We start from the raw sequence: 23,676 nt of genomic DNA, 5'->3' as shown, positions 1-23,676 counted from the left end.
ACACTCGGCCATATTTTGACTTGCTGCCAAGCTGCCTTACAGATTAAGTCTAAGCATCATCGCGGCAATACGCAAGCAATGTTTCCAGGATCGCGAACGGGAGCCCCTTTCCGCCAGGCCCCCTCGTCTTGCAAACCGTCATCCACACATGCGACAGTGTCCGCATCCGGCACCGCCGCTGCCCCGCCACCGTCGCGCGCCCCTCAAGGAGACATACATGGACCTGATCCTCTGGCGTCACGCCGAAGCCGAAGATGTCGCCGCCAGCGATCTCGCCCGCGCGCTCACGACACGCGGCCGCAAGCAGGCGCAAGGCGTCGCCAAATGGCTGCGCGCCCGCCTGCCCGAGGACTCCGTGGTGCTCGCGAGCCCGGCGATACGCACGATCCAGACCGCCGAGACCCTCAGCGACCAGTACCGCGTAGTGCGCGAACTCGCGCCGAACGCGAGCGCGCGCGAAGTGCTCGACGCCGCCGGCTGGCCCGACGGCATCGCGCAGACTGTTGTAATCGTGGGACACCAGCCGACGCTCGGCCACGTCGCCGCGCAATTGCTCGGCAATAGCCCCGCGAGCTGGCCGCTGAAAAAAGCCGGCGTCTGGTGGATCGCGAGCCGCGAGCGCGACGGCGCGGAACAGGCCGTCCTGCGGGCCGCGATCAGTCCCGAGCTGGTCTGACGCGGCTTCCTCCGGACACCCAAACATCGGGAAGCGCACGCGAGCGGCTTACGGGCAGTCATCCAATCGTCACCGGTTTTTCATGCAAGCGTCACCCGGCGTTACTACATTGGCGAAAAAAGAATTTCACACTCTTTTCGATCAGGACCGCCAATGCGAGAACTGCCGACGCCCACCTTGCCCTTCGCTTCGCTCCTCGAATCGCGCCGTTTGCCGCGCGCCGAGGAAACGGTCACCGCCCAGCATCGATTGGAAGTGTCGTGGGCGCGTACCGACGAAGAATTGCGCGAGGCACAGCATCTGCGCTACCGCGTGTTCGCCGACGAAATGGGCGCGCGCCTGTCCGGCCCCACGGGCCTCGATGTCGATGCATTCGATTCGTACTGCGATCATCTGCTCGTGCGCGATCTCGACACGCTGAAGGTGGTCGGCACGTATCGCGCGTTGCCGCCGCACCAGGCCGCGCGCATCGGCCGCCTGTATGCGGAAAGCGAATTCGACGTGTCGCGTCTCACGCACCTGCGCGCGAAGATGGTCGAAGTGGGCCGCTCGTGCGTGCACCCCGACTATCGCAGCGGCTCGGTCATCATGTCGCTGTGGGCCGGTCTCGCCGCGTACATGAAGCACAACGGCTACGAGACGATGCTCGGCTGCGCGAGCGTCGCGATGGTCGACGGCGGCCACTATGCGGCCAACCTGTACTGCTCGCTGCGCGACAATGCGCTGACCGCGCCGGAATATCGCGCGTTCCCGCATACGCCGCTGCCGGTCGACGATCTGCAGACGGGCGCCGTCGTGGCCCCGCCGCCGCTCGTGAAGGGTTATCTGCGTCTTGGCGCGAAGATTTGCGGCGCACCGGCATGGGACCCCGACTTCAACACCGCGGACTTCCTGACGCTGTTCCGTCTGTCCGACATCAATGCGCGCTATGCCCGCCACTTCCTCGGCGACGCGCTGCCGCGCTGAGCAGGCAGTGTGAGCGCGCCGCAAACAAAAAGCCCGGCAAATGCCGGGCTTTTTTCATTCATGCGCGAACTGAAACGAAACGCTCGAAGGCAAGGACATGAAGCCGCGACATGACGCGCGGCCTCGCATGCCCATCAATCTTCCGTATAAACCACACGATACGGAATCCCAACCTTCTCCCACTCCGCCGCTTCCTGAATCAGGCTGTAATCGGTCAGCGGATTGTTGACGACCCATTCGTTCGGCAAGCGCACCTCGTAACCGCCGTTGGCCTGCGCCACCGAGATCCACGGCAGGCCGACGTCCGCGCGGCGGCGGCACAGCAGCGCCGCGAGCCGCAGGCAGAACAGCAGCGGCCATTCGACGTCGCGCGCCTGCGAGAGCTTGCCGAGCTTGCCCGCATGACCGAGCACGAGCGCCGCGAGGCGCGCCTGATCGGTACGCGAGAAACCCGGCATGTCGGCATTGCTCGCGATATAGGCCGAATGCTTGTGATAGGCGCTATGCGAAATGGAGAGCCCGATCTCGTGCAGCGACGCCGCCCAGCCGATGAACATGCGGTTTTCCGCGCGGCGCTCTTCGTCGGGCTCGGTGAACTGGTCGTAGAAGCTCATCGACAGATCGCCGATGCGCCCCGCCTGCGCGCGATCGACGCCGTAGCGGCGCATGAAGCCCTCCACCGTGACCGTGCGCATGTCTTCGTGCTGCGAGCGGCCGAGCAGGTCGTACATGACGCCGAGGCGCAATGCGCCGTCGGTGGTGTCGACGTAATCGACGCCGAGTTCGTCGAACACCGCGATCATGATCGACAGCCCGCCCGCGAGCACCGGTATGCGGTCGCCCTTCAGCGCGACGAGCTTCAGGCGGTTCACGTTCTCGGCCTTGATCAGCGCGCGCTTGAGCTTCTCCAGGCCGCCGCGCGAAATGCCGTGCGTGACGCCCGCATCGTTGAAGCCGTTCGCCTCGACCAGTTCGGCGAGCGCGCGCGCCGTGCCCGACGAGCCGATCGCCTGCTCCCAGCCGGTCTTCTTGTACTCGGCGGAAATGATCTGGATTTCGCGGCGCGCCGCGAGTTCGGCCTGGCGCATCGTGTATTCGTCGACGTTGCCGGCCGGAAAAAATGCGCGGCTATGGCTCACGCAGCCGATATACAGGCTCTCCATCTTGATCGGCGTGTAGTGCGAGCCGATGATGAATTCCGTCGAGCCGCCGCCGATGTCGACGACGAGCCGCTGGCCCGCGCTCGCCGGCACCGAATGCGCGGCGCCCGCGTAAATCAGGCGCGCTTCCTCGCGCCCCGCGATCACTTCGATCGGAAAACCGAGCGCGGCCTGCGCCTCGCCGAGAAATTCGCCGGCGTTCTTCGCGATGCGTAGCGTATTGGTCGCGACCGCGCGCACGTGGTCGGGATGAAAGTCGCGCAGACGCTCGCCGAAACGCTTCAGCGCGTCCCAGCCGCGCACCTGCGAGGCACGGTCGAGCATCTTGTCGCTCGACAGGCCGGCCGCAAGGCGCACCGGCTCGCGCAATGCATCGACCTGATAGATCTGGCTGCCCGCGTCGGTTTCCTCGACCCGGCCCACGATCAGCCGGAAGCTGTTCGAACCGAGATCGACCGCAGCGAGGAGTTGAGGGGTATTGGCCATCGGGTAAGCGGACTCCATGCGCGCTAGCGCGGCGGCTGCGGCGCCGGGCGTAGATGCCGGCAGCACCGCGCGCCGGCCCGGCGTTTTCGGCGCACGTTGCGCGTCGCGGCCGGCCGCGCTGTTCAAAGACGCCATTCTAAGCGTACCGGGCCTCACAATGTCACCTCTGAGCGCAGGGAGACTGGAATGGTCGCACAAGCCGTGCGTCATATTGACGACAGACGCCGATTACGGCATAAAATCTCAAAATAGCAAGAATGTCATAAGGGCGTCATTAAACTGTGCGAATTTCCGAGCGTCTTTCCGCCTCCATTCCAGACATTCCACTTCCGCTGCCGATGTCCATCCGCTATCCCTTATTGAATCGCGAACTGGGCATTCTGGGTTTCAACGAGCGTGTACTGGCGCAAGCCGCCGACCCCGCCGTCCCCCTGCTCGAACGCCTGCGCTTCATCTGCATCACCAGCAGCAATCTCGACGAATTCTTCGAAGTCCGCATGGCCGGGCTCCAGGAGCAGATCCGCGACAACCCTGGCGCGCTGTCGCCCGACGGCATGTCGCTGCAGCACGTGTACGGCCTCGTGGTCGAGCGGGCGCAGAAGCTCGTGCATCGCCAGTACACGATGCTGCACGACACGGTGCTGCCCGCGCTCGAACAGGAAGGCATCTATTTTCACGGCACCGAAGCCTGGAGCGACGCGCAGACCGAATGGGCGCGCAACTACTTCTTCGACGAACTGCTGCCGGTGCTCACGCCGATCGGCCTCGACCCGGCGCATCCGTTTCCGCGCGTGCTCAACAAGAGCCTGAACTTCGTCGTCGAACTCGAAGGCAAGGACGCCTTCGGCCGCCAGGCGATGATGGGCATCGTGCAGGCGCCGCGCGCGCTGCCGCGGCTCGTGCGCATGCCGCAGGAACTGTCGGGCTATCCGCATGGCTTCGTGCTGCTGAGCTCGCTGTTGCAGCGCTTCGTCGGCGAGCTGTTTCCGAGTCTCGTCGTGCGCAGCTGCAACCAGTTTCGCATCACGCGCAACAGCGAACTGTTCGTCGACGAGGACGAAATCACCAACCTGCGCGTCGCGCTGCAGGGCGAACTACCGGCGCGGCATCTCGGCAACGCAGTGCGCCTCGAAGTGTCGGCCGAAACGCCGGCGCACGTCGTGCGGCGCCTGCTCGACGAAAGCGGCCTGTCGAACAAGGACTGCTACTACGCGAACGGCCCGGTCAATCTGGTGCGGCTCATGCAGTTGCCCGAGATGGTCGACCGGCCCGATCTGAAGTTCGTACCGCATATTCCGTCGACGCCGACGCAGATCGCCAACAGCGCCAGCATGTTCGACGTGATCGATCAGGGCGACGTGCTGCTGCATCACCCGTACGAGAGCTTCCAGCCCGTGCTGGAACTGCTGCTGCAGGCCGCCAAGGACCCGAACGTGGTCGCGATCAAGCAGACCATCTACCGCACCGGCACCGACTCGCCGCTGATGGACGCGCTGATGCAGGCCGCGCGCAACGGCAAGGAAGTCACGGTGGTGGTCGAGCTGCTCGCGCGCTTCGACGAGGAAACCAACATCAACTGGGCCTCGCAGCTCGAAGCGGTCGGCGCGCACGTGGTCTACGGCGTGGTCGGCCACAAGTGCCACGCGAAGATGATGCTGATCGTGCGGCGCGTGTCGTCGGGCGGCAAGACCACGCTCAAGCGCTACGTGCACCTCGGTACCGGTAACTATCATCCGCGCACCGCGCGTCTTTATACCGACTTCGGTCTGATGACCGCCGATCAGAAAATCTGCGAGGACGTGCACCACGTGTTCCAGCAACTGACCGGCATCGGCGGCGAACTGAAGCTGCACGAGCTGTGGCAATCGCCGTTCACGCTGCACCCGAAGCTCGTCGAGTCGATCCGCAAGGAAGCCGAGCATGCGCGCGCCGGCAAGAAGGCGCGCATCGTCGCGAAGATGAACGCGCTGCTGGAGCCGACCGTGATCGCCGAGCTGTACGAGGCGTCGCAGGCCGGCGTGAAGATCGATCTGATCGTGCGCGGCGTATGCTCGCTGCAGCCCGGCGTGGCGGGACTTTCGGAGAACATCACGGTGCGCTCGATCGTCGGGCGCTTCCTCGAACACCATCGCACCTACTACTTCTACGACGACGGCAAGGAGCAGGTCTATCTGTCGAGCGCCGACTGGATGGATCGCAACCTGTTCCGCCGCGTCGAAGTCGCGTTCCCGGTCAATAACCGGCGCCTGAAGCGGCGCGTGATCGCGGAAGGGCTGTCGGCGTTTCTCGGCGACAACCAGTCCGCGTGGCTCATGCAAAGCGACGGACACTATCGCCGGCGCCGGCCGGGCAAGTCGTCGCGCAATGCGCAGATGAGTCTGCTCGCGAAGTTCTGCGCATAGCCGTTGTGTTTTCGAGGTGTGCGCGACAATGGCGCGCGCCTCGATGAAGCCGACGAAGCGCAAATAAAAAAACCGCCTGAAGAAGGCGGTTTTTTTATTTCATGGCCGCTGCCGCACTCAAACCGGCGCCGCCTGGCAGCGTGCCGTGCGATACACCGGAAAGCGCACCGTGAACGTGCTGCCGCGCCCTTCCTCGCTCTTCACGTCGAGCTGCGCATCGTGGCGCTGCAACACGTGCTTGACGATCGCGAGACCGAGGCCCGTGCCGCCGGTGTCGCGCGAGCGGCTGCGATCGACGCGATAGAAGCGCTCGGTGATCCGCGGAATATCGGCGGCCGGAATGCCGAGACCGCTGTCCGTGACCGAGAACACCGCATGGCCGCCCACCGAGCGCCAGTTCACCTTGATCGTGCCGCCGTCCGGCGTATAGCGGATCGCATTCGTCACGAGATTGCCGAGCGCGCTGAACAGCTCGGTTTCGACGCCGGTGACGGTCAGCTCTTCGTCGACCTCGAAGACGATGCGGTGATGGTCGCTCGACAGACTGTCCGCATCGTCCCGCAGATGCCGCAACACCGCGCGCATGTCGATCATGTGATCGCTCGGCGACTTGTTGTCGCCCTCGAGCTTCGCGAGCACGAGCAGATCGTTGACGATATGGCGCATACGTGACGCCTGCTGCTCCATCAGCTCGAGATAGCGCGCGCGTTCGGCCTCGCCGAGCGGCAGCTCGCGCATCGTTTCGAGAAAACCGGACAGCACCGTGAGCGGCGTCTTCAGTTCATGCGAGACGTTGGCGACGAAGTCGCGCCGCATCGCGTCGGTGCGTTCGAGCTCGGTGATGTCCTGCGAGAGCACGAGCTTGCGGTTGTCGCCGTACGGAAACACCTGCACCGACAGCACGTTCTGGCGCTTTTCGCCCATGCCGCGCATGATCAGCATTTCCTCGTAACGATGCGAATTGAGGTAGTGCACGAAATCCGGATGACGCACCAGATGCGTGATGTGCTGGCGCAGATCGCGCTTCGCGTCGAGCCCGAAGTGGCTTTCGGAAATCGCGTTGCACCATTCGATCTGATCGTGATCGTCGAGCATCGCGACGCCGTTCGGCGAGGCCTGGATCGCCTGGATGAAACGCGAATGCTGCTGCTCGACCTGGCGCACCTGGGCGTGCCAACGCTTCGCGAGCTTGTGCAGACGATAGTAGATTTCGCCCCAGATGCCGGGAGCGCTCGGCACTTCGCCGTACACCGGCGCGTCGAGCAGACGCCACAGGCGCTGCTTGTGGAAAGTACTGAAGATGCTCTGCGCGAGCAGCAGGATGATCGCGAGAGCGAGGCCCGCCTTGACGTTCACCAGTGCGCCGACCACCGCGCACAGAACAGCCAGCAGCACGACCGACACGATGGAGCGCGCCCAGATGATGTTCATGGTCTAGCGATCGAAGAGAAAATACGGCGCAGGAGGGAGTGGCGGCGCCGCGCACCGCCGCGGCTATCAGGCGCTCTTCGCCAGCCGGTAGCCGCTGCCGCGTACGGTTTCAATCATAGCATCGCAACCGGCGGGCTTGAGAGCCGCGCGCAGGCGCTTGATATGCACGTCGACGGTGCGTTCCTCGACGAACACGTGGTCGCCCCAGACCTGATCGAGCAGTTGCGTGCGGCTGTGCACGCGCTCCGGGTGGGTCATGAAGAAGTGCAGCAGGCGGAATTCGGTCGGGCCGAGATCGAGCTTGATCTCGCTGCCTTCCGCGTGGGCGGCGACGCGATGCGTAGCCGGATCGAGCTTGAGGCCGTTGATCGCAACCACGTCTTCGGTCAGCTGCGGCGCGCGGCGGCGCAGCACCGCCTTGATGCGCGCCATCAGTTCCTTCGGCGAAAACGGCTTCGTCACGTAGTCGTCCGCGCCGATCTCGAGGCCGAGCACCTTGTCCTGCTCGTCGCCGCGCGCGGTCAGCATGATGATCGGGATATGCTTCGTGCGCTCGTTGTTGCGCAGGTCGCGTGCGAACGAAATTCCCGATTTACCCGGCAACATCCAGTCGAGCAGCACGAGGTCGGGCAGTACGTCGCTGATCAGGTTGTGCGCCTGCTCCGCGTTGTACGCGCGAATCGGGCAATGTCCGGCGTGTTGAAGATTGACCGAAATCAGTTCGGAAATGGCTGGCTCATCTTCAATGACGAGAATGCTGCTGGGCATCGGCACCTCTGTTCCTTATCTCTGGATTAGCTGAGTGCTTCGCGTTCGAGCGTATCGCGCGACTGATGCCGCACGTCGGTGCCCTTCACGATGTAAATGATGAATTCGGCGATGTTCTTCGCGTGGTCGCCGATCCGCTCGATCGCCTTGGCGATGAACAGGAAGTCGAGGCCCACCGAGATCGAACGCGGATCTTCGGTCATGTAGGAAATCAGCTTGCGCACGAAGGCGCGGAATTCCTCGTCGATCGCCTTGTCGTCGCGCACGATCTGCGCGGCGGCAACCGTATCGAGACGCGCGAACGCGTCGAGCGCGCGGCGCAGGATCGACACGGCCATCTCGCCCGAAAGCTTGATCTCGGCGATGTTGATCGTGCGCGACGCGCCGTCTTCCATCAGGCGCTTGGTGCGCTTCGCGATCTTCTCGGCCTCGTCGCCGGCGCGCTCGAGGTTCGTGATGGTCTTCGAGATCGCGATCAGGAGGCGCAGGTCGCGCGCGGCCGGCTGGCGGCGCGCGATGATGTTGCTGCACTCCTCGTCGATCTCGACTTCCATCCTGTTCAGACGGTCTTCGGCGGCGATCACCTGCTCGGCGATGTCGAGGTCGAATTCGTTGAGCGCCTGCATCGCGTTGACGATCTGCGATTCGACGAGACCGCCCATTTCGAGCACCTTCGACGAAACGAGGTTCAGATCGGCATCGAACTGGCTGGACAGATGTTTATCGGACATGTCGTACTCCGTTGTATTGCCCGGCTGATTAGCCGAAGCGGCCCGTGATGTAGTCCTCGGTTTCCTTGCGGACCGGCTTGATGAAGATCTTTTCGGTGTCGCCGAATTCGATCAGTTCACCAAGGTACATGTAGGCAGTGTAGTCCGAACAGCGGGCCGCCTGCTGCATGTTGTGCGTGACGATCACGACCGTGTAGTCGCTCTTCAACTCCGCGATCAGCTCTTCGATGCGGCCCGTCGAGATCGGGTCGAGCGCCGAGCACGGCTCGTCGAGCAGCAGCACCTCGGGGCGGATCGCAATGCCGCGCGCGATGCACAGACGCTGCTGCTGGCCGCCCGACAGACCGTAGCCGCTCTGGCCGAGCTTGTCCTTCACTTCGTTCCACAGCGCCGCCTTCGTGAGCGCCCATTCGACGCGGTCGTCCATTTCCGAGCGCGACAGCGTTTCGAACATCTTCACGCCGAACGCGATGTTGTCGTAGATCGACATCGGGAACGGCGTCGGCTTCTGGAACACCATGCCGATGCGCGCGCGCAGCAGCGAGATATCGCGGCGCGTGGTCAGCAGGTTTTCGCCGTCCATCAGGATTTCGCCTTCGGCGCGCTGCTCCGGATAGAGCGCGTACATCTTGTTGAAGGTGCGCAGCAGCGTGGACTTGCCGCAGCCCGACGGACCGATGAACGCGGTCACCTTACCTTCGGGAATCTGCAGATTGATGTTCTTCAGCGCGTGATACTTGCCGTAGAAGAAGTTCAGGTCGTTGACCTCGATCTTCGGACGCGCCGGCGCATGCGCCTGGCCGCTTTGTTCGGGGTCGGAGCCGGCGGGCGCGCTCACGTGCCCGATCGGATTGAGTTGGGTTTCTGCCATGTTCATCGGATTCACTCCGCCCATTACTTGTTCGAAAAGATCGTGCGCGCGAGGATGTTCAGTCCGAGCACCGCGAGCGTGATCAGGAAGACGCCGGCCCACGCGAGCGATTGCCACTGCGCGAACGGGCTCATCGCAAACTTGTAGATCGTGACCGGCAGGTTCGCGACCGGCTGGCTCATATCGACCGAGAAGAACTGGTTCGACAGCGCGGTGAAGAGCAGCGGCGCGGTTTCGCCGGCAATCCGCGCGACCCCGAGCAGCACACCGGTCACGATACCCGCGATCGACGCCTTCAGCGTGATCGACAGCACCATCTTCCACTTCGGCGTGCCGAGTGCGAAGGCCGCTTCGCGCATCGCGTTCGGCACGAGCTTCAGCATGTTCTCGGTCGTGCGGATCACGATCGGAATCTGCAGCAGCGCGAGCGAGAGCACGCCGGCCCAACCGCTGAAGTGGCCCATCTTCGCGACGACGAGCGCGTAGACGAACAGACCGATCACGATCGACGGCGCCGACAGCAGGATGTCGTTGATGAAGCGCGTCACGTTCGCGAGCCAGCCCCTCTGGCCGTATTCGGCGAGATAGACGCCGGCCATGATGCCGATCGGCGTGCCGACGAAGGTCGCGAGCGCGACCAGCATCAGGCTGCCGACGATCGCGTTGGCGAGACCGCCGCCGTCGGTGTTCGGCGGCGGCGTCGACTGCGTGAACAGCTCGATCGACAGCCCGCCGATACCGAGGCGCAGCGTCGTGTACAGAATCCACACGAGCCACAGCAGACCGAACGCCATCGCGGCGAGCGAGCAGGTCAGCGCAATCGCGTTCTTCACGCGGCGGCGTCCTTGCAGACGCGTGCGCATCGCTTCCAGGGTTGCCGCGTCGCGCAGACCCGGCATGTTCAGAGAGGACTCGCTCATTTCGCACCCTCCCCTTTCTCAAGACGAAGCAACATGATCTTCGAAATCGACAGCACGATGAATGTAATCACGAACAGGATCAGGCCGAGTTCCATCAGCGCCGACGTATGCAGGCCTGGGTCCGCTTCCGCGAACTCGTTGGCGAGCGCCGACGTGATGCTGTTGCCCGGCGAAAACAGCGAAATATTGTCGAGCAGGTTGGTGTTGCCGATCACGAACGTGACCGCCATGGTCTCGCCGAGCGCGCGGCCGAGGCCGAGCATCACGCCGCCGATCACGCCGGTCTTCGTGAACGGCAGCACGATCTTCCACATCACTTCCCACGTCGTGCAGCCGATACCGTACGCCGACTCCTTGAGCAGCACCGGCGTGACTTCGAACACGTCGCGCATGACCGAGGCGATGTACGGAATGATCATGATCGCGAGAATCACGCCCGCGCACAGAATACCGATGCCGATCGGCGGGCCCGCGAACAGCGCGCCGACGAACGGGATGCCGCCGAGCACTGCGCCGAGCGGTTTCTGGAACCACGTCGCGAAGATCGGCGCGAACACGAGCAGGCCCCACATGCCGTACACGATCGACGGAATCGCGGCGAGCAGCTCGATCGCGATGCCGAGCGGGCGGCGCAGCCAGGCGGGCGAAAGTTCGGTAAGGAAAAGCGCGATGCCGAAGCTGACCGGCACCGCGATGATGAGAGCGATGAGCGAGGTGGCGATGGTGCCGTAGATCGGCACGAGTGCGCCGAACTGCTTGCTAGGTGGATCCCAGACCGCTGTCCACAGGAAGGAAAGACCGAATTCCCGGATCGACGGCAACGAGGAAATGATCAGCGAAACGATGATGCCACCGAGCAACAGCAGCGTAACGACGGCAGCCAGCCGAGCCAGGCCGCCGAAGATCACGTCGCCGGAGCGGCCAGGCGCCTTCTGCTGAGACGCGCTGCCAGGCGGGGTGGCCCGGCTCGTGCCGGACGCTAGATGAATATCGGACATGGGAGCCTGAGTGACCTGTTGAAGCTGTTCCAGTTGCCGGACCGCACGCTGGGCGCAGCCGGTGACGCGGTGGCGAATGCCGGGTTAATGCCATTGGCCGTCCTCTCGCGAGGACGGCCAATGTAAGGCTCTGGCGCGGCTAAACCGCCGCGCCGGGGCAAGGCTGGACGGTCGCTTAGTCGGCGATCGGCTTGCCTGCTGCGTCCTTCACCTTCTGCTTCCACTGCGTGCGGATTTCCGACACGACCGACGGCGGCAGCGAGATATAGTCGAGGTCGTCAGCAGCCTGGCCGCCGTTCTTGAACGCCCAGTCGAAGAACTTCAGCGTTTCCGTGCCTTGCGCCGGCTTGTCCTGCGCCGTGTGCAGCAGCACGAACGTCGCGCCGACGATCGGCCATGCGTTCTTGCCCGGCTCGTTCGTCAGGATCTGGTAGAACGACTTCGACCAGTCAGCGCCAGCAGCCGCTGCCTTGAACGTTTCGGTTTCCGGCTGAACCACTGCGCCCGATTCGTTCTTCATCGCGACGTAGTTCATGTGGTTCTGCTTCGCGTACGCCCACTCGACATAGCCGATCGAGCCCGGCAGACGCTGCACGAATGCCGCGACGCCGTCGTTGCCCTTGCCGCCCGTGCCGGTCGGCCAGTTGACCGTGGTGCCTTCACCGACCTTCGACTTCCATTCCGGGTTGACCTTCGACAGGTAGTTCGTCCAGATGAAGCTGGTGCCCGAACCGTCGGCGCGGCGAACCACGGCGATGTCCAGATCCGGCAGCTTGACCTTCGGGTTCAGCGCGGCGATCGCCGGGTCGTTCCACTTCTTGACCTTGCCGAGGTAGATGTCGCCGAGCACTGCGCCCGACAGCGTCAGTTCGCCCGGCTTCACGCCCGGCACGTTGACCGCCGGCACCACGCCGCCGACCACCGTCGGGAACTGGAACAGGCCTTCTTTCGCGAGTTCGTCGTCCTTCAGCGGAGCGTCCGAACCGGCGAAGTCGACGGTCTTCGCGACGATCTGCTTCACGCCGCCGGCCGAGCCGATGCCCTGGTAGTTAACCTTGCCGCCGCCCGACTTCTGGTAAGCGTCGGCCCACTTCGTGTAGATCGGTGCTGCGAAGGTGCTGCCCGCGCCGGTGATGTCTGCGGCTTGCGCTGCCATAGCGAAGAGCGCGCCAGCGACGCCAGCGAACACGGTTTGCATCAATTTCATGAGACCTCCAAGGTGTGAGCGGTATGAGCGTGGAACACGAACACCGCGAAGCTTAGGGTCTCTTTATGACAAAACAATGACTGACCGTGAAACGGATGTGACAGTCATATTACTGTGCGAAAGGTGCTGAAACGGATAAACCGGCGCTCTGACGATGCGGGCTGCATCGCCTTGTAGATTAGGCGAAAAAAGATGGGGCGCGAACGTTTGCGCGAGGTGAGATGGGGGAATTTATGATCGCTTTTTGATCGGGCGGGTTGTGCTGTTTTTTTGGCGGGATGGCGAGGTGAGGGGGATTTTGCCGGGCGGGCGCGTTGCGGTGCGTTCGGCGCGTTCTGTGCGCTCCCGTGAAGGGGGACGCCGTCCGCGCTCCTGCTTTGGCCGCCCACAGCAGTAGAGAGACAGGACAGGCGGCGGAGCGTCGTTACCGCCCCCCGCCGCTTAGTTGTCGCTCACGCGCCGCTTCAAGCCGTCGCCATCCTCACCGTCTCGGCAATCGCTTCCGCATGCTGGACGGCGTCGTCGGCGTTTTGCGCCTCGACCATCACACGCAGCACCGGCTCCGTGCCCGACGCGCGGATCAGCACGCGGCCATGGCCATCGAGCGCGCCTTCAGCCGACTTGATCGCGCCGCGGATCGCCGCGCTGCCCTTCCAGTCCGCGTCCGGCTTCATGCGCACATTGATGAGTTTCTGCGGGAACAGCTTGACGCCATCGAGCAGCTCGGCGAGCGATTTGCCGCTGCGCTGCATCGCCGCGAGCACGAGCAGCGCCGAGACGATCCCGTCGCCGGTCGAATGGCGATCGAGCGACAGGATATGGCCCGAGCCTTCCGCGCCGAGCTGCCAGCCATGCTCGCGCAACTGCTCGAGCACGTAGCGGTCGCCGACCGCCGCGCGCACGAACTTCACGCCGGCGTTGCGCAGCGCGACCTCGACGGCCATATTGGTCATCAGCGTGCCGACCGCGCCTTCCACGTTGCCGGCGGTCGCGATGCGGTCCTTGACCAGCACGTAGAGCAGTTCGTCGCCGTTGTAGAGGCGGCCGGCCGCGTCCACGACCTGCAGACGGTCGGCGTCGCCGTCGAGCGCGATGCCGAGATCGGCATGATTGGCGCGCACCGCGCGCACCAGCGCGTCGGGCGCGGTCGCGCCGACGCCGTCGTTGATGTTGAAGCCGTTCGGCGCGACGCCGATCGGGATCACTTCGGCGCCGAGTTCGTGAAAGACGTGCGGCGCGATATCGTACGCGGCGCCATGCGCGCAATCGACGACGAGCTTCATGCCGCGCAAATCGTACGCGGCCGGGAACGTGCTCTTGCAGAACTCGATATAGCGCCCTGCGGCGTCGTCGAGACGCCGCGCCTTGCCGATCCGTTCGGAAGGCGCGCAGGCAAGCGGCAATTCGAGCTGCTCCTCGATCTGCGCCTCGACGTCGTCCGGCAGCTTGTTGCCGTCGGCCGAGAAAAACTTGATGCCGTTGTCGTAGTACGGGTTGTGCGATGCGCTGATGACCACGCCCGCCGCAAGCCGCAGCGCGCGCGTGAGGTAGGCGATGCCGGGCGTCGGCATCGGGCCGGCCAGCATCACGTCGACGCCGGCCGCCGAAAAGCCCGATTCGAGCGCCGCTTCGAGCATATAGCCGGACACGCGCGTGTCCTTGCCGATCAACACCGTTGGCCGCGTGCCGGTTTTGGCCCAGTGGTCCGCACCCGCGAGTACCTTGCCGGCCGCGTAGCCAAGCCGCAACACGAATTCCGGCGTAATGGGCCCTTCGCCGACCTTGCCTCGAATTCCGTCCGTTCCGAAGTAACGACGTGCCATGCTTTATCACTCTCCCTATTACTGTGAGTTCAACTGCGGACGCGGCTCGCGTTCGCCGCGTCGCGCAGGGTGGCCCAGACTTTCAATGCATCGACTGTTTGCGCGACGTCATGCACGCGCAGAATCGCGGCGCCCCGCTCGGCCGCGCACACGGCCGCGGCGATGCTGCCGGCCACGCGCTCCGATGCCGGGCGCCCGACCACGGCGCCGATCATCGATTTGCGCGAGACACCCGCGAGAATCGGATACGGCGACGCGGCCCGTGGGGCCGTGTCGCGCAAATGCGCGAGCAGCGCGTAGTTGTGCTCGACGACCGCCTTACCAAAACCGAAACCGGGGTCGACGCTGATGCGCGCACGCGCAACCCCCGCCTGCTCCAGCGCTGTTACGCGTTCTTCGAGGAAGGCGCGCACCTCGCTGACGACATCATCATATTCGGGCTCGCCGAGCTGCATGGTTTGCGGCTCACCGAGCATATGCATCACACAAAGACCGCAGTTGCCGTCGCGCACGGCGTCGATCGCGCCGGGCATCCGGAAGCCCCAGATGTCGTTGATCAGGTCGGCGCCCGCGCTCAATGCGTGGCGCATCACTTCCGGCTTGTAGGTATCGACCGACAAGGGCACGTTCGCGCCGCGCAATTGTTCGACGAGCGGCAGCACGCGTTCCAGCTCCTCGTCGAGCGACACCGGCGGCGCGCCCGGCCGCGTCGATTCACCGCCAATATCGATGATGTCCGCGCCATCGAGCATCATGCGCTCGGCCTGGCGCAGCGCGTCGTCGCGAATCGTGTACTTGCCGCCGTCGGAAAACGAATCGGGCGTGACGTTCAGAATGCCCATGACCAACGGGCGTTCAAAGGTCAGCGTGAAGCGGCCGCATTGCAGCGGCTCCGGAAGAAGAACGGAAGAGGAATCGACTTTCGACACGCAGCGGTGCTTCACATAGAACGGATAAATGCAAAACGGGCCGGTGTGCTACACACCGGCCCGCACTTTCTACTGGCTGCCGATCAGGCCGGCGCGGTCGCGCTACCCGGCTTGACCTCGGTGCCCGGACTGCCGCCCGACGAGGTATCGCCCGCCGACGGCGGAGAACTCTTCGGCGAACGCGGCGGACGACCTGCCATGATGTCGTTGATCTGATCTGCGTCGATCGTTTCCCACTCCATCAGCGCGGCGGTCATCGCCTCGACCTTATCGCGGTTCTCTTCCAGCAGACGCCGTGCGAGGGTGTACTGCTCGTCGAGCACACGGCGGATTTCCGCGTCGACCTTCTGCTGCGTCGCTTCCGAAATGGTTCGCGTGAAACCGCGGCCAAACGGCGAGGCGTCGTTTTCGTCGTCGACGTAGACCATCGGTCCGAGCGCGTCGGTCATGCCGAAGCGCGCCACCATCGCGCGAGCCGTCTGCGTCGCCTTGTTGAAGTCGTCCGATGCGCCCGTGCTGATCAGGTTCAGGAACAGCTCTTCGGCAACGCGGCCACCGAACAGGATCGCGAGACGATCGAGCAGATAGTCCTTCGAATACGTTTCGTTGTCATGCTCCGGCAACTGCCACGTCACGCCAAGCGCACGACCGCGCGGAATGATCGTGACCTTGTGCACCGGATCGGCCTTCGGCAACAGCTTCGCGATCACTGCGTGGCCCGATTCGTGATAAGCCGTTGCACGCTTGGACTCCTCGCGGATCACGGCCGACTTGCGCTCCGGACCCATGAAGATTTTGTCCTTCGCGTCTTCGAAGTCGGTCATTTCGACGATACGCTTGCCACGGCGTGCCGCGAACAAAGCCGCTTCGTTCACGAGGTTCGCCAGATCGGCGCCCGAAAAGCCCGGCGTGCCACGCGCGATCACTGCGGCGTCGACGTCGTTCGAGATCGGTACCTTGCGCAGATGCACCTTCATGATGTGCTCGCGACCGCGGATATCGGGCAGACCCACATACACCTGGCGGTCGAAACGGCCCGGACGCAGCAGCGCCTTGTCGAGCACATCCGAGCGGTTCGTGGCCGCGATCACGATGACACCCGAGTTCGCCTCGAAGCCGTCCATCTCGACGAGCATCTGGTTCAGCGTCTGCTCACGTTCGTCGTTGCCGCCGCCCATGCCGGCGCCGCGATGGCGACCGACCGCGTCGATTTCGTCGATGAACACGATACACGGCGCGTGCTTCTTCGCCTGTTCGAACATATCGCGCACCCGAGCCGCACCGACGCCGACGAACATTTCAACGAAGTCCGAACCCGAGATGCTGAAGAACGGCACTTTCGCTTCGCCAGCAATGGCACGCGCAAGCAACGTCTTACCGGTTCCCGGCGGGCCAACCAGCAGCACACCACGCGGAATGCGGCCACCGAGCTTCTGGAATTTCTGCGGATCGCGCAGGAAGTCGACCAGTTCCGACACTTCTTCCTTGGCTTCGTCGCAGCCGGCGACGTCGGTGAAATTGATTGCGTTGTTGTTCTCGTCGATCAGCCGCGCGCGCGACTTGCCGAACGAGAAGGCCCCGCCTTTGCCGCCCCCCTGCATCTGTCGCATCATGTAGAACCAGAAACCGATGATCAGGATCGTCGGCCCCAGGTAATACAGCACGGACATCAGTGCATTGGGTTCGTCGTCAGCCTTGCCGCTCACCTGTACGCCGTACTTCATCAGATCGCCGACCATCCAGATGTCGCCGGGCGACACGATCTGGTATTTCTGGCCGTCTGCTGGAGTGACCGTGAGGTTCCGCCCCTGGACAATGACGTTCTTGACTTTGCCGTTCTTCGCGTCGTCCATGAACTGCGAATAGGAAACGCCTTCCTGGACACGGGGCTTGTCGAACTGCTTGAACACCGTAAACAGCACCAGTGCGATCACCAGCCACACTGCTGCCTTCGAAAACATATTGTTGTTCAAAGCACCACTCCTTCACTTAGACGGGCGCCTACATTTGCCTTGCGGCACCACGAAAGCATTCTAATCCAGTCCGCAGCCCCCTGCCATAAGGTTTCGCTACCACGGAAATAGCGTAGCGGGCCGTGACGACGCCGTTTTCCGGCACTTCAGGCTCTTTAACGGCAGGGGCGGAACGATCCGGCAGCGCCCTATGCGGGACGCTTCAGATGCTTACCCAAAATAAACGTTTCTGACGACTTATCCCGCGACGCTTTCGGCTTGCGGGCCGCCACCACCTTGAACTGGCGCTTGAACTTTTCGACAATCTGGCTGTAACCGCTGCCATGAAAGCACTTGACTAAAAGGGCACCATCCGGTTTCAGGTGATTCTGCGAGAATTCCAGCGCGAGATCGCACAAATGCTCGATCCGCGCGGCATCCGCCACCGCCACTCCGGACAGGTTGGGCGCCATATCCGAAATTACAAGGTCTACCTGGCGCGCACCGACCAATTCTTCGAGCTGAACCAGCACCGACTCCTCGCGGAAGTCGCCTTGAATGAAGTGGACGTCGGCGACGGGCTCCATCGGCAGGATGTCAAGAGCGATAATCGTGCCGTCGATGCCGCCCTCGCGTTCCGCGTTGCGCTGGGTGCCGCCCGCGAGCTTGTTGCGCGCGTACTGGCTCCAGCTGCCCGGCGAGGAACCGAGATCGACGATCACCTGCCCCGGACGGATCAGCTTGTCCTGCTCGTCGATTTCCTTGAGCTTGTAGGCCGCGCGGGCGCGATAACCTTCCCGCTGCGCCATTTTGACGTACGGGTCGTTGATGTGGTCATGCAGCCACGCGGTATTGAACTTGTTTTTTGCCATTAAAGATTGAACTCTTGCTGCGTCGTGTCGCGCTTTAGGGGATAATACGCGGTTAATTCGCGCGGCCCCGCCAAACTGGCGGCCATCCGCGATTCTGTTGTTCTGACGCGCGTCCTGCCGAATCAAACTGTCCGAGTCGTTCGCCGACCGGGCGAAAACGCAGGAGCCGCCATTTTAGTCGAGTCTCCCACTTTCCATGCCAGCTCTTAAAGTCTCTTCCGACCAACGCGCCGAATTGCGCTCCCAGGCTCACGCGCTCAAACCGGTCGTGCTCGTCGGCGCCGAAGGCTTGACCGATGCTGTGCTCGCCGAGATCAAGGTCCACCTGGCCGCTCATGAGCTCATCAAGATCCGCGTGTTCGGCGACGAACGCGAGGAACGCATTGCCGTCTACGAACAGATCTGCGACGAGCTGAACGCCGCGCCGATCCAGCATATCGGCAAACTGCTCGTGATCTGGAAGCCGGAGGCGGCGCAACCGGCGGCGAAAGCAAAACGCGGCGCATTGCCCAGCGCCCGCGAAGCCGCCGTTGAAGCGAAGCCGGCCAAAGGACGAGCGCCGCGCGTCGTCAAGGTCGTCAAACCGACCGAAGTGCCGATGCGCAAACCGAGAGCGAAGGCCGTGCTCGTGCGCGGCAACGAGCGCGTCACGCAAGGCGGCAACATCAAGCGCGCGAAGAAGCGCCAAACCAGCGCGAAGCGCTCGCATCAGTCGTCGAAATAAGCGATGGTGGAAGGTGCGGATTTGGTCCGCACCTTATGCAGCGAGCTATCGGAATTGAATGACTGAAGGCACGATGGCTGGCGCCCCGGCCAACCGGGCAGAAAACACTGCCGGCTCAGCCATCCGTTAGCAGGCGATTAACATACGGTAACGACGCGGACAACCGCGAGCAAAACGAAGCAGCGGCAAATAAAACCCGGCAAAGCGACGATCAGTCGCACACGAACCTCAGCCCGCCACCTTCCGCCCGGCACCGCAAGCGCCCTCTTCCGCCGCCGTCGAACCGGCGTTCGCCGGCAACAACCACACGAGCGCAACACCAAGCAGGCTCTCGACCAGATAAAACAGGCTCGAGACGCCGTGCAGGATGCCAAAGCGCGTCGCATAAACCGAATGGCCGACGTCGCTGCCCGCTTGCTGCGCGGCAATACGCAACGCATTCATGAACGGATGCAGCGCGAAATATCCCACCAGCACGCACACGAGCATGCCGGCGATCAGCCAGCGCGCGCGGCGATACGCCGCGCTGCCGCGCCGAACCAGCAGATTGGCGAGACCGAGCAGCAAAATGCCGCATACCACGCCAAGCACGCCCTGAATGCGAAACAGCTGCGCCGCGACAGCGCCCGCCGTCATCCGGTCGAGCGTCGTGAACAGCACGGGCGCCACGGCATAGCCGATAGTCAGCAGACTGCCGACCCACACCACGGTCAGAAGACGGAAAAATCGATGCGGCATCACGGACACCGGCGCCACCCTCACACGTAGCTGACCGCGATGATTTCGTATTCGCGCACGCCGCCCGGCGCCTGCACCGAAGCGACGTCGCCTTCCGACTTGCCGATCAGCGCGCGCGCGATCGGCGAGCTGATCGAGATCAGGCCGTGGTCGATGTCCGCTTCGTCGTCGCCGACGATCTGGTACTTGACCGATGCGCCCGAATCGAGATCTTCGAGTTCGAGCGTCGCGCCGAACACCACGCGCCCGTCCGCTTCCACTTGCGACGGATCGATGACCTGCGCGCCCGCGAGCTTCGACTCGATTTCGGCGATGCGGCCTTCGATGAAGCCCTGCTTTTCCTTCGCAGCGTCGTATTCCGCGTTTTCCGACAGATCGCCCTGGGCGCGCGCTTCCGCGATCGAGTTGATCACGGCCGGACGTTCAACCGATTTCAGGCGCTGCAATTCATCGCGCAGCATGTCTGCGCCGCGCTTCGTCAATGGAATAGTGCTCATAAACAACTCTGGAGGCAAAAAACGGCCGTAAAAAAAATCACCGCGGTTAAGTGCATTCCGCGAAAGCCGCCGCCCGTGGACAGACCCCGGGCCGCAGCACCTGCGGAACGCCGCTTAACCGCGGCACTTACATCTTGAACAGGTAGTCGAAGCCTTAGTTTAGGCGAGCATGGAGTCCTTGTAAATCATAGACTTCCAGGTTCTTCAGATAACGAAGGCCCTCCACCGCCGCGCGCGCGCCCGACATCGTCGTGTAGTACGTGACCTTGTTCGCCTGCGCGCTCATGCGGATCGAACGAGAATCGGCGATCGCCGCGCGCGTTTCGTCGACGGTCGTGAAGACGAGTGCGATCTCGCCGTTCTTGATCATGTCGACGATGTGCGGACGGCCGTCCTTCACCTTGTTGACGACCTTGACCGGCACGCCGGCCGCTTCGATCGCGGCAGCCGTGCCCTTGGTCGCGACGATCGGATAGCCAAGCTCGTGCAGCATGCGCGCGACTTCGACGGCCTTCGGCTTGTCGGCGTCCATCACGGTCAGGAGCACCGTGCCCGATTCCGGCAGACGCGAACCCGCCGCGAGCTGCGACTTGAAGAGCGCCTCGCCGAAGGTCTGGCCGACGCCCATCACTTCGCCGGTCGAACGCATTTCAGGTCCGAGCACCGGGTCGACCGCCGGGAACTTGACGAACGGGAACACCGCTTCCTTCACGCTGAAGTACGGCGGCTCGACTTCCTTCGTCACGCCTTGCGCGGCGAGCTTCTGGCCGACCATCGCGCGCGCCGCGATCTTTGCGAGCGGCAGGCTCGTTGCCTTCGACACGTACGGCACCGTGCGCGACGCGCGCGGATTGACTTCGAGCACGTAGATGATGTCTTCCTTCGAACCGTCTGCCTGGGGCACCTGCTGGATCGCAAACTGCACGTTCATCAGACCGACCACGTTGAGCGCCTTCGCCATCGCGGCGGTCTGACGCTTCAGTTCGGCGACGGTCGCCTTCGACAGCGAATACGGCGGCAGCGAGCAGGCCGAGTCGCCCGAGTGCACGCCGGCCTGTTCGATGTGCTCCATCACGCCGCCGATAAACACGGCCTCGCCGTCCGAAATGCAATCGACGTCGCATTCGATCGCATCGTTCAGGAAGCGGTCGAGCAGCACCGGCGAGTCGTTCGACACCTTGACGGCCTCGCGCATATAGCGTTCGAGGTCGCGCGGCTCGTGGACGATTTCCATCGCACGGCCGCCCAGCACGTACGACGGACGCACGACGAGCGGATAGCCGATTTCGTCGGCGAGCTTGAGCGCTTCGTCTTCGGCGCGCGCGGTGCGGTTCGGCGGCTGGCGCAGACCGAGGTCCTGCAGCAGCTTCTGGAAACGCTCGCGGTCTTCGGCCGCATCGATCATGTCCGGCGAGGTGCCGATGATCGGCACGCCGTTCGCCTCGAGATCGAGCGCGAGCTTCAGCGGCGTCTGACCGCCGTACTGCACGATCACGCCGACCGGCTTTTCCTTGTCGACGATTTCGAGCACGTCTTCAAGCGTCAGCGATTCGAAGTACAGACGGTCGGACGTGTCGTAGTCGGTCGAGACGGTTTCCGGGTTGCAGTTGACCATGATCGTTTCATAGCCGTCCTCGCGCATCGCGAGCGCGGCATGCACGCAGCAGTAGTCGAACTCGATACCCTGGCCGATCCGGTTAGGCCCGCCGCCGAGCACCATGATCTTCTTGTTGCTGGTCGGATTCGCTTCGCACTCTTCCTCGTAGGTCGAGTACATGTAGGCAGTTTTGGTTGCGAATTCGGCCGCGCAGGTGTCGACGCGCTTGTAGACCGGGCGCACGTTCAGCTCGATACGGCACGCGCGCACGTCCGCCGGCTTCGCGCCGAGCAGCTTGGCAAGACGCCGGTCCGAGAAACCGCTCTGCTTCAGATACTTCAGCTCGTCCTTCGAAAGGCTCGCGAGCGTGCGGCCTGCAAGCGCCTTTTCCTTCAGGATGATCTGTTCGATCTGCGCGAGGAACCACGGGTCGATCGCGGTCTCTTCGAAAATTTCCTGCGCGCTCATGCCGATGCGGAACGCGTCGCCGACATACCAGATGCGGTCCGGACCGGCTTCGCCGATCTCGCGGATGATCTCGTCGCGATGGCTGGTCTTTTCGTCGAGACCGTCGACGCCGACTTCGAGGCCGCGCAGCGCTTTCTGGAACGACTCCTGGAACGTGCGGCCGATCGCCATCACTTCGCCGACCGACTTCATCTGCGTGGTCAGGCGCGAATCGGCTTCGCGGAATTTCTCGAACGCGAAGCGCGGGATCTTCGTGACGACGTAGTCGATCGTCGGCTCGAACGAGGCCGGGGTCTGCCCGCCGGTGATTTCGTTCTTGAGCTCATCGAGCGTATAGCCGACCGCGAGCTTCGCCGCGACCTTCGCGATCGGGAAGCCGGTTGCCTTCGAGGCCAGCGCCGACGAACGCGACACACGCGGATTCATTTCGATCACGATCATCCGGCCGTCTTTCGGATTGATCGAGAACTGCACGTTCGAGCCGCCCGTGTCGACGCCGATCTCGCGCAGCACCGCAAGCGATGCGTTACGCAGGATCTGGTATTCCTTGTCGGTGAGCGTTTGCGCCGGCGCGACCGTGATCGAGTCGCCGGTGTGGATGCCCATCGGGTCGAGGTTTTCGATCGAGCAGACGATGATGCAGTTGTCCGCCTTGTCGCGAACCACTTCCATCTCGTACTCTTTCCAGCCGAGCAGCGACTCTTCGATCAGCAGTTCGCGCGTCGGCGAGAGGTCGAGACCGCGCTTGCAGATCTCTTCGAACTCGTCGCGGTTGTAGGCGATGCCGCCGCCCGAGCCGCCCAGCGTGAACGACGGACGGATCACGACCGGATAGCCGCCCGAGCCGGTTTCCGCGGCGATCTTCGCCTGCACCTGCAGCGCTTCGTCCATCGAATGCGCGGTGCCCGACTTGGCCGAACCGAGGCCGATCTTGGTCATCGCGTCCTTGAACTTCTGGCGGTCTTCCGCCTTGTCGATCGCTTCCGGCGACGCGCCGATCAGCTCGACCTTGTACTTTTCCAGCACGCCGTGCGCGTGCAGATCGAGCGCGCAGTTCAGCGCGGTCTGTCCGCCCATCGTCGGCAGGATCGCGTCCGGGCGCTCCTTCGCGATGATGCGCTCGACCACTTCCCACGTGATCGGCTCGATGTAGGTCACGTCGGCCGTGTTCGGGTCGGTCATGATCGTCGCCGGATTGCTGTTGACGAGAATGACCTTGTAGCCCTCCTCACGCAGCGCCTTGCATGCCTGCGCGCCCGAGTAATCGAACTCGCACGCCTGGCCGATGATGATCGGACCCGCGCCGATGATGAGGATGCTCTTGATGTCTGTCCGCTTGGGCATAACGCTCCCGCTAATGTATTCCTGTGTCGACTGGAGTTGGCGCTTCAGCGCCTTACTTCAGTCCCATGCAACCCGGTTGCTATTCTTTCCGTCGGCGCGCGCCGTTTTCACGTTGC

At 63.5% G+C, this 23,676-nt stretch carries 19 protein-coding genes; 4 read left to right on the top strand and 15 right to left on the bottom strand.

Features of this window, described 5'->3' with window-relative positions; translation table 11 throughout:
- Nucleotides 1-217 precede the first annotated feature (217 nt).
- Both sixA and F3J19_RS16210 read left to right on the top strand, forming a co-directional pair.
- Nucleotides 218-676 carry a phosphohistidine phosphatase SixA gene (sixA, locus tag F3J19_RS16215; protein WP_167043079.1) on the top strand — a complete coding sequence of 153 codons (459 nt, stop codon included), beginning with the start codon at nucleotides 218-220 and terminating at the stop codon, nucleotides 674-676.
- A gap of 153 nt (nucleotides 677-829) precedes the next feature.
- Nucleotides 830-1,642 (top strand): GNAT family N-acyltransferase, encoded by an 813-nt coding sequence (locus F3J19_RS16210; RefSeq protein WP_167043077.1) that lies wholly within the window; start codon nucleotides 830-832, stop codon nucleotides 1,640-1,642.
- Nucleotides 1,643-1,776: 134 nt separating this feature from the next.
- Here F3J19_RS16210 and ppx read toward each other — a convergent pair whose 3' ends face one another.
- The gene (ppx, locus tag F3J19_RS16205; protein ID WP_167043075.1) at nucleotides 1,777-3,423 is read right to left on the bottom strand and encodes an exopolyphosphatase; all 1,647 of its coding nucleotides are present in this window, start codon (nucleotides 3,421-3,423) and stop codon (nucleotides 1,777-1,779) included.
- 203 nt (nucleotides 3,424-3,626) lie between these two features.
- On the opposite strand from ppx, the gene ppk1 reads away from it, so the two are divergent.
- Nucleotides 3,627-5,690, top strand: coding sequence for a polyphosphate kinase 1 (ppk1, locus tag F3J19_RS16200; protein WP_167043073.1), 2,064 nt, complete (start codon nucleotides 3,627-3,629; stop codon nucleotides 5,688-5,690).
- Nucleotides 5,691-5,807: 117 nt separating this feature from the next.
- Here the strand turns inward: ppk1 and phoR are convergent, their stop codons facing one another.
- The 11 genes from phoR to F3J19_RS16145 form a co-directional block, all read right to left on the bottom strand.
- Nucleotides 5,808-7,121 carry a phosphate regulon sensor histidine kinase PhoR gene (gene phoR / locus F3J19_RS16195; protein WP_167043071.1) on the bottom strand — a complete coding sequence of 438 codons (1,314 nt, stop codon included), beginning with the start codon at nucleotides 7,119-7,121 and terminating at the stop codon, nucleotides 5,808-5,810.
- Nucleotides 7,122-7,187: 66 nt separating this feature from the next.
- Nucleotides 7,188-7,889: a phosphate regulon transcriptional regulator PhoB gene (phoB, locus tag F3J19_RS16190; RefSeq protein WP_008922879.1), complete on the bottom strand. Its 702-nt coding sequence runs from the start codon at nucleotides 7,887-7,889 to the stop codon at nucleotides 7,188-7,190.
- A gap of 26 nt (nucleotides 7,890-7,915) precedes the next feature.
- On the bottom strand, nucleotides 7,916-8,620 hold the full coding sequence (gene phoU / locus F3J19_RS16185; protein ID WP_167043069.1) for a phosphate signaling complex protein PhoU: 705 nt from the start codon (nucleotides 8,618-8,620) through the stop codon (nucleotides 7,916-7,918).
- A 28-nt stretch (nucleotides 8,621-8,648) separates the two neighbouring features.
- Nucleotides 8,649-9,497: a phosphate ABC transporter ATP-binding protein PstB gene (gene pstB / locus F3J19_RS16180; RefSeq protein WP_167043067.1), complete on the bottom strand. Its 849-nt coding sequence runs from the start codon at nucleotides 9,495-9,497 to the stop codon at nucleotides 8,649-8,651.
- A 17-nt stretch (nucleotides 9,498-9,514) separates the two neighbouring features.
- Complete coding sequence (gene pstA, locus F3J19_RS16175) at nucleotides 9,515-10,411, bottom strand: phosphate ABC transporter permease PstA (RefSeq protein WP_167043065.1); 897 nt, start codon at nucleotides 10,409-10,411, stop codon at nucleotides 9,515-9,517.
- A complete protein-coding gene (gene pstC / locus F3J19_RS16170; protein ID WP_167043063.1) occupies nucleotides 10,408-11,409 on the bottom strand; it encodes a phosphate ABC transporter permease PstC in 1,002 nt (333 codons plus the stop codon). Before pstC ends, pstA begins: the two co-directional genes overlap by 4 nt.
- A gap of 175 nt (nucleotides 11,410-11,584) precedes the next feature.
- Complete coding sequence (pstS, locus tag F3J19_RS16165) at nucleotides 11,585-12,616, bottom strand: phosphate ABC transporter substrate-binding protein PstS (RefSeq protein WP_167043061.1); 1,032 nt, start codon at nucleotides 12,614-12,616, stop codon at nucleotides 11,585-11,587.
- 464 nt (nucleotides 12,617-13,080) lie between these two features.
- Nucleotides 13,081-14,439 (bottom strand): phosphoglucosamine mutase, encoded by a 1,359-nt coding sequence (glmM, locus tag F3J19_RS16160; protein ID WP_167043059.1) that lies wholly within the window; start codon nucleotides 14,437-14,439, stop codon nucleotides 13,081-13,083.
- A gap of 29 nt (nucleotides 14,440-14,468) precedes the next feature.
- On the bottom strand, nucleotides 14,469-15,281 hold the full coding sequence (gene folP, locus F3J19_RS16155) for a dihydropteroate synthase (RefSeq protein ID WP_205192957.1): 813 nt from the start codon (nucleotides 15,279-15,281) through the stop codon (nucleotides 14,469-14,471).
- A 170-nt stretch (nucleotides 15,282-15,451) separates the two neighbouring features.
- Complete coding sequence (gene ftsH / locus F3J19_RS16150; RefSeq protein ID WP_167043055.1) at nucleotides 15,452-17,341, bottom strand: ATP-dependent zinc metalloprotease FtsH; 1,890 nt, start codon at nucleotides 17,339-17,341, stop codon at nucleotides 15,452-15,454.
- Between the two features lie 188 nt (nucleotides 17,342-17,529).
- Nucleotides 17,530-18,192 carry an RlmE family RNA methyltransferase gene (locus F3J19_RS16145; RefSeq protein ID WP_167043053.1) on the bottom strand — a complete coding sequence of 221 codons (663 nt, stop codon included), beginning with the start codon at nucleotides 18,190-18,192 and terminating at the stop codon, nucleotides 17,530-17,532.
- A gap of 196 nt (nucleotides 18,193-18,388) precedes the next feature.
- On the opposite strand from F3J19_RS16145, the gene F3J19_RS16140 reads away from it, so the two are divergent.
- Entirely contained in the window at nucleotides 18,389-18,916 is a 528-nt protein-coding gene (locus F3J19_RS16140; RefSeq protein ID WP_167043051.1) for a YhbY family RNA-binding protein, read from the top strand.
- Between the two features lie 228 nt (nucleotides 18,917-19,144).
- Here F3J19_RS16140 and F3J19_RS16135 read toward each other — a convergent pair whose 3' ends face one another.
- From F3J19_RS16135 to carB, 3 genes are all read right to left on the bottom strand, one after another.
- Nucleotides 19,145-19,654, bottom strand: a complete 510-nt coding sequence (locus F3J19_RS16135) for a DUF4149 domain-containing protein (protein ID WP_167043049.1) — start codon at nucleotides 19,652-19,654, stop codon at nucleotides 19,145-19,147.
- A gap of 20 nt (nucleotides 19,655-19,674) precedes the next feature.
- Nucleotides 19,675-20,151: a transcription elongation factor GreA gene (gene greA, locus F3J19_RS16130; RefSeq protein ID WP_085480876.1), complete on the bottom strand. Its 477-nt coding sequence runs from the start codon at nucleotides 20,149-20,151 to the stop codon at nucleotides 19,675-19,677.
- Nucleotides 20,152-20,305: 154 nt separating this feature from the next.
- Nucleotides 20,306-23,560, bottom strand: coding sequence for a carbamoyl-phosphate synthase large subunit (gene carB / locus F3J19_RS16125; RefSeq protein WP_167043047.1), 3,255 nt, complete (start codon nucleotides 23,558-23,560; stop codon nucleotides 20,306-20,308).
- Nucleotides 23,561-23,676: the final 116 nt, after the last annotated feature.

It is taken from the genome of Burkholderia sp. Ax-1724, from assembly GCF_011752995.1.
Classification (GTDB): domain Bacteria; phylum Pseudomonadota; class Gammaproteobacteria; order Burkholderiales; family Burkholderiaceae; genus Paraburkholderia.
This window is presented reverse-complemented; position numbering and strand designations above follow the sequence as displayed.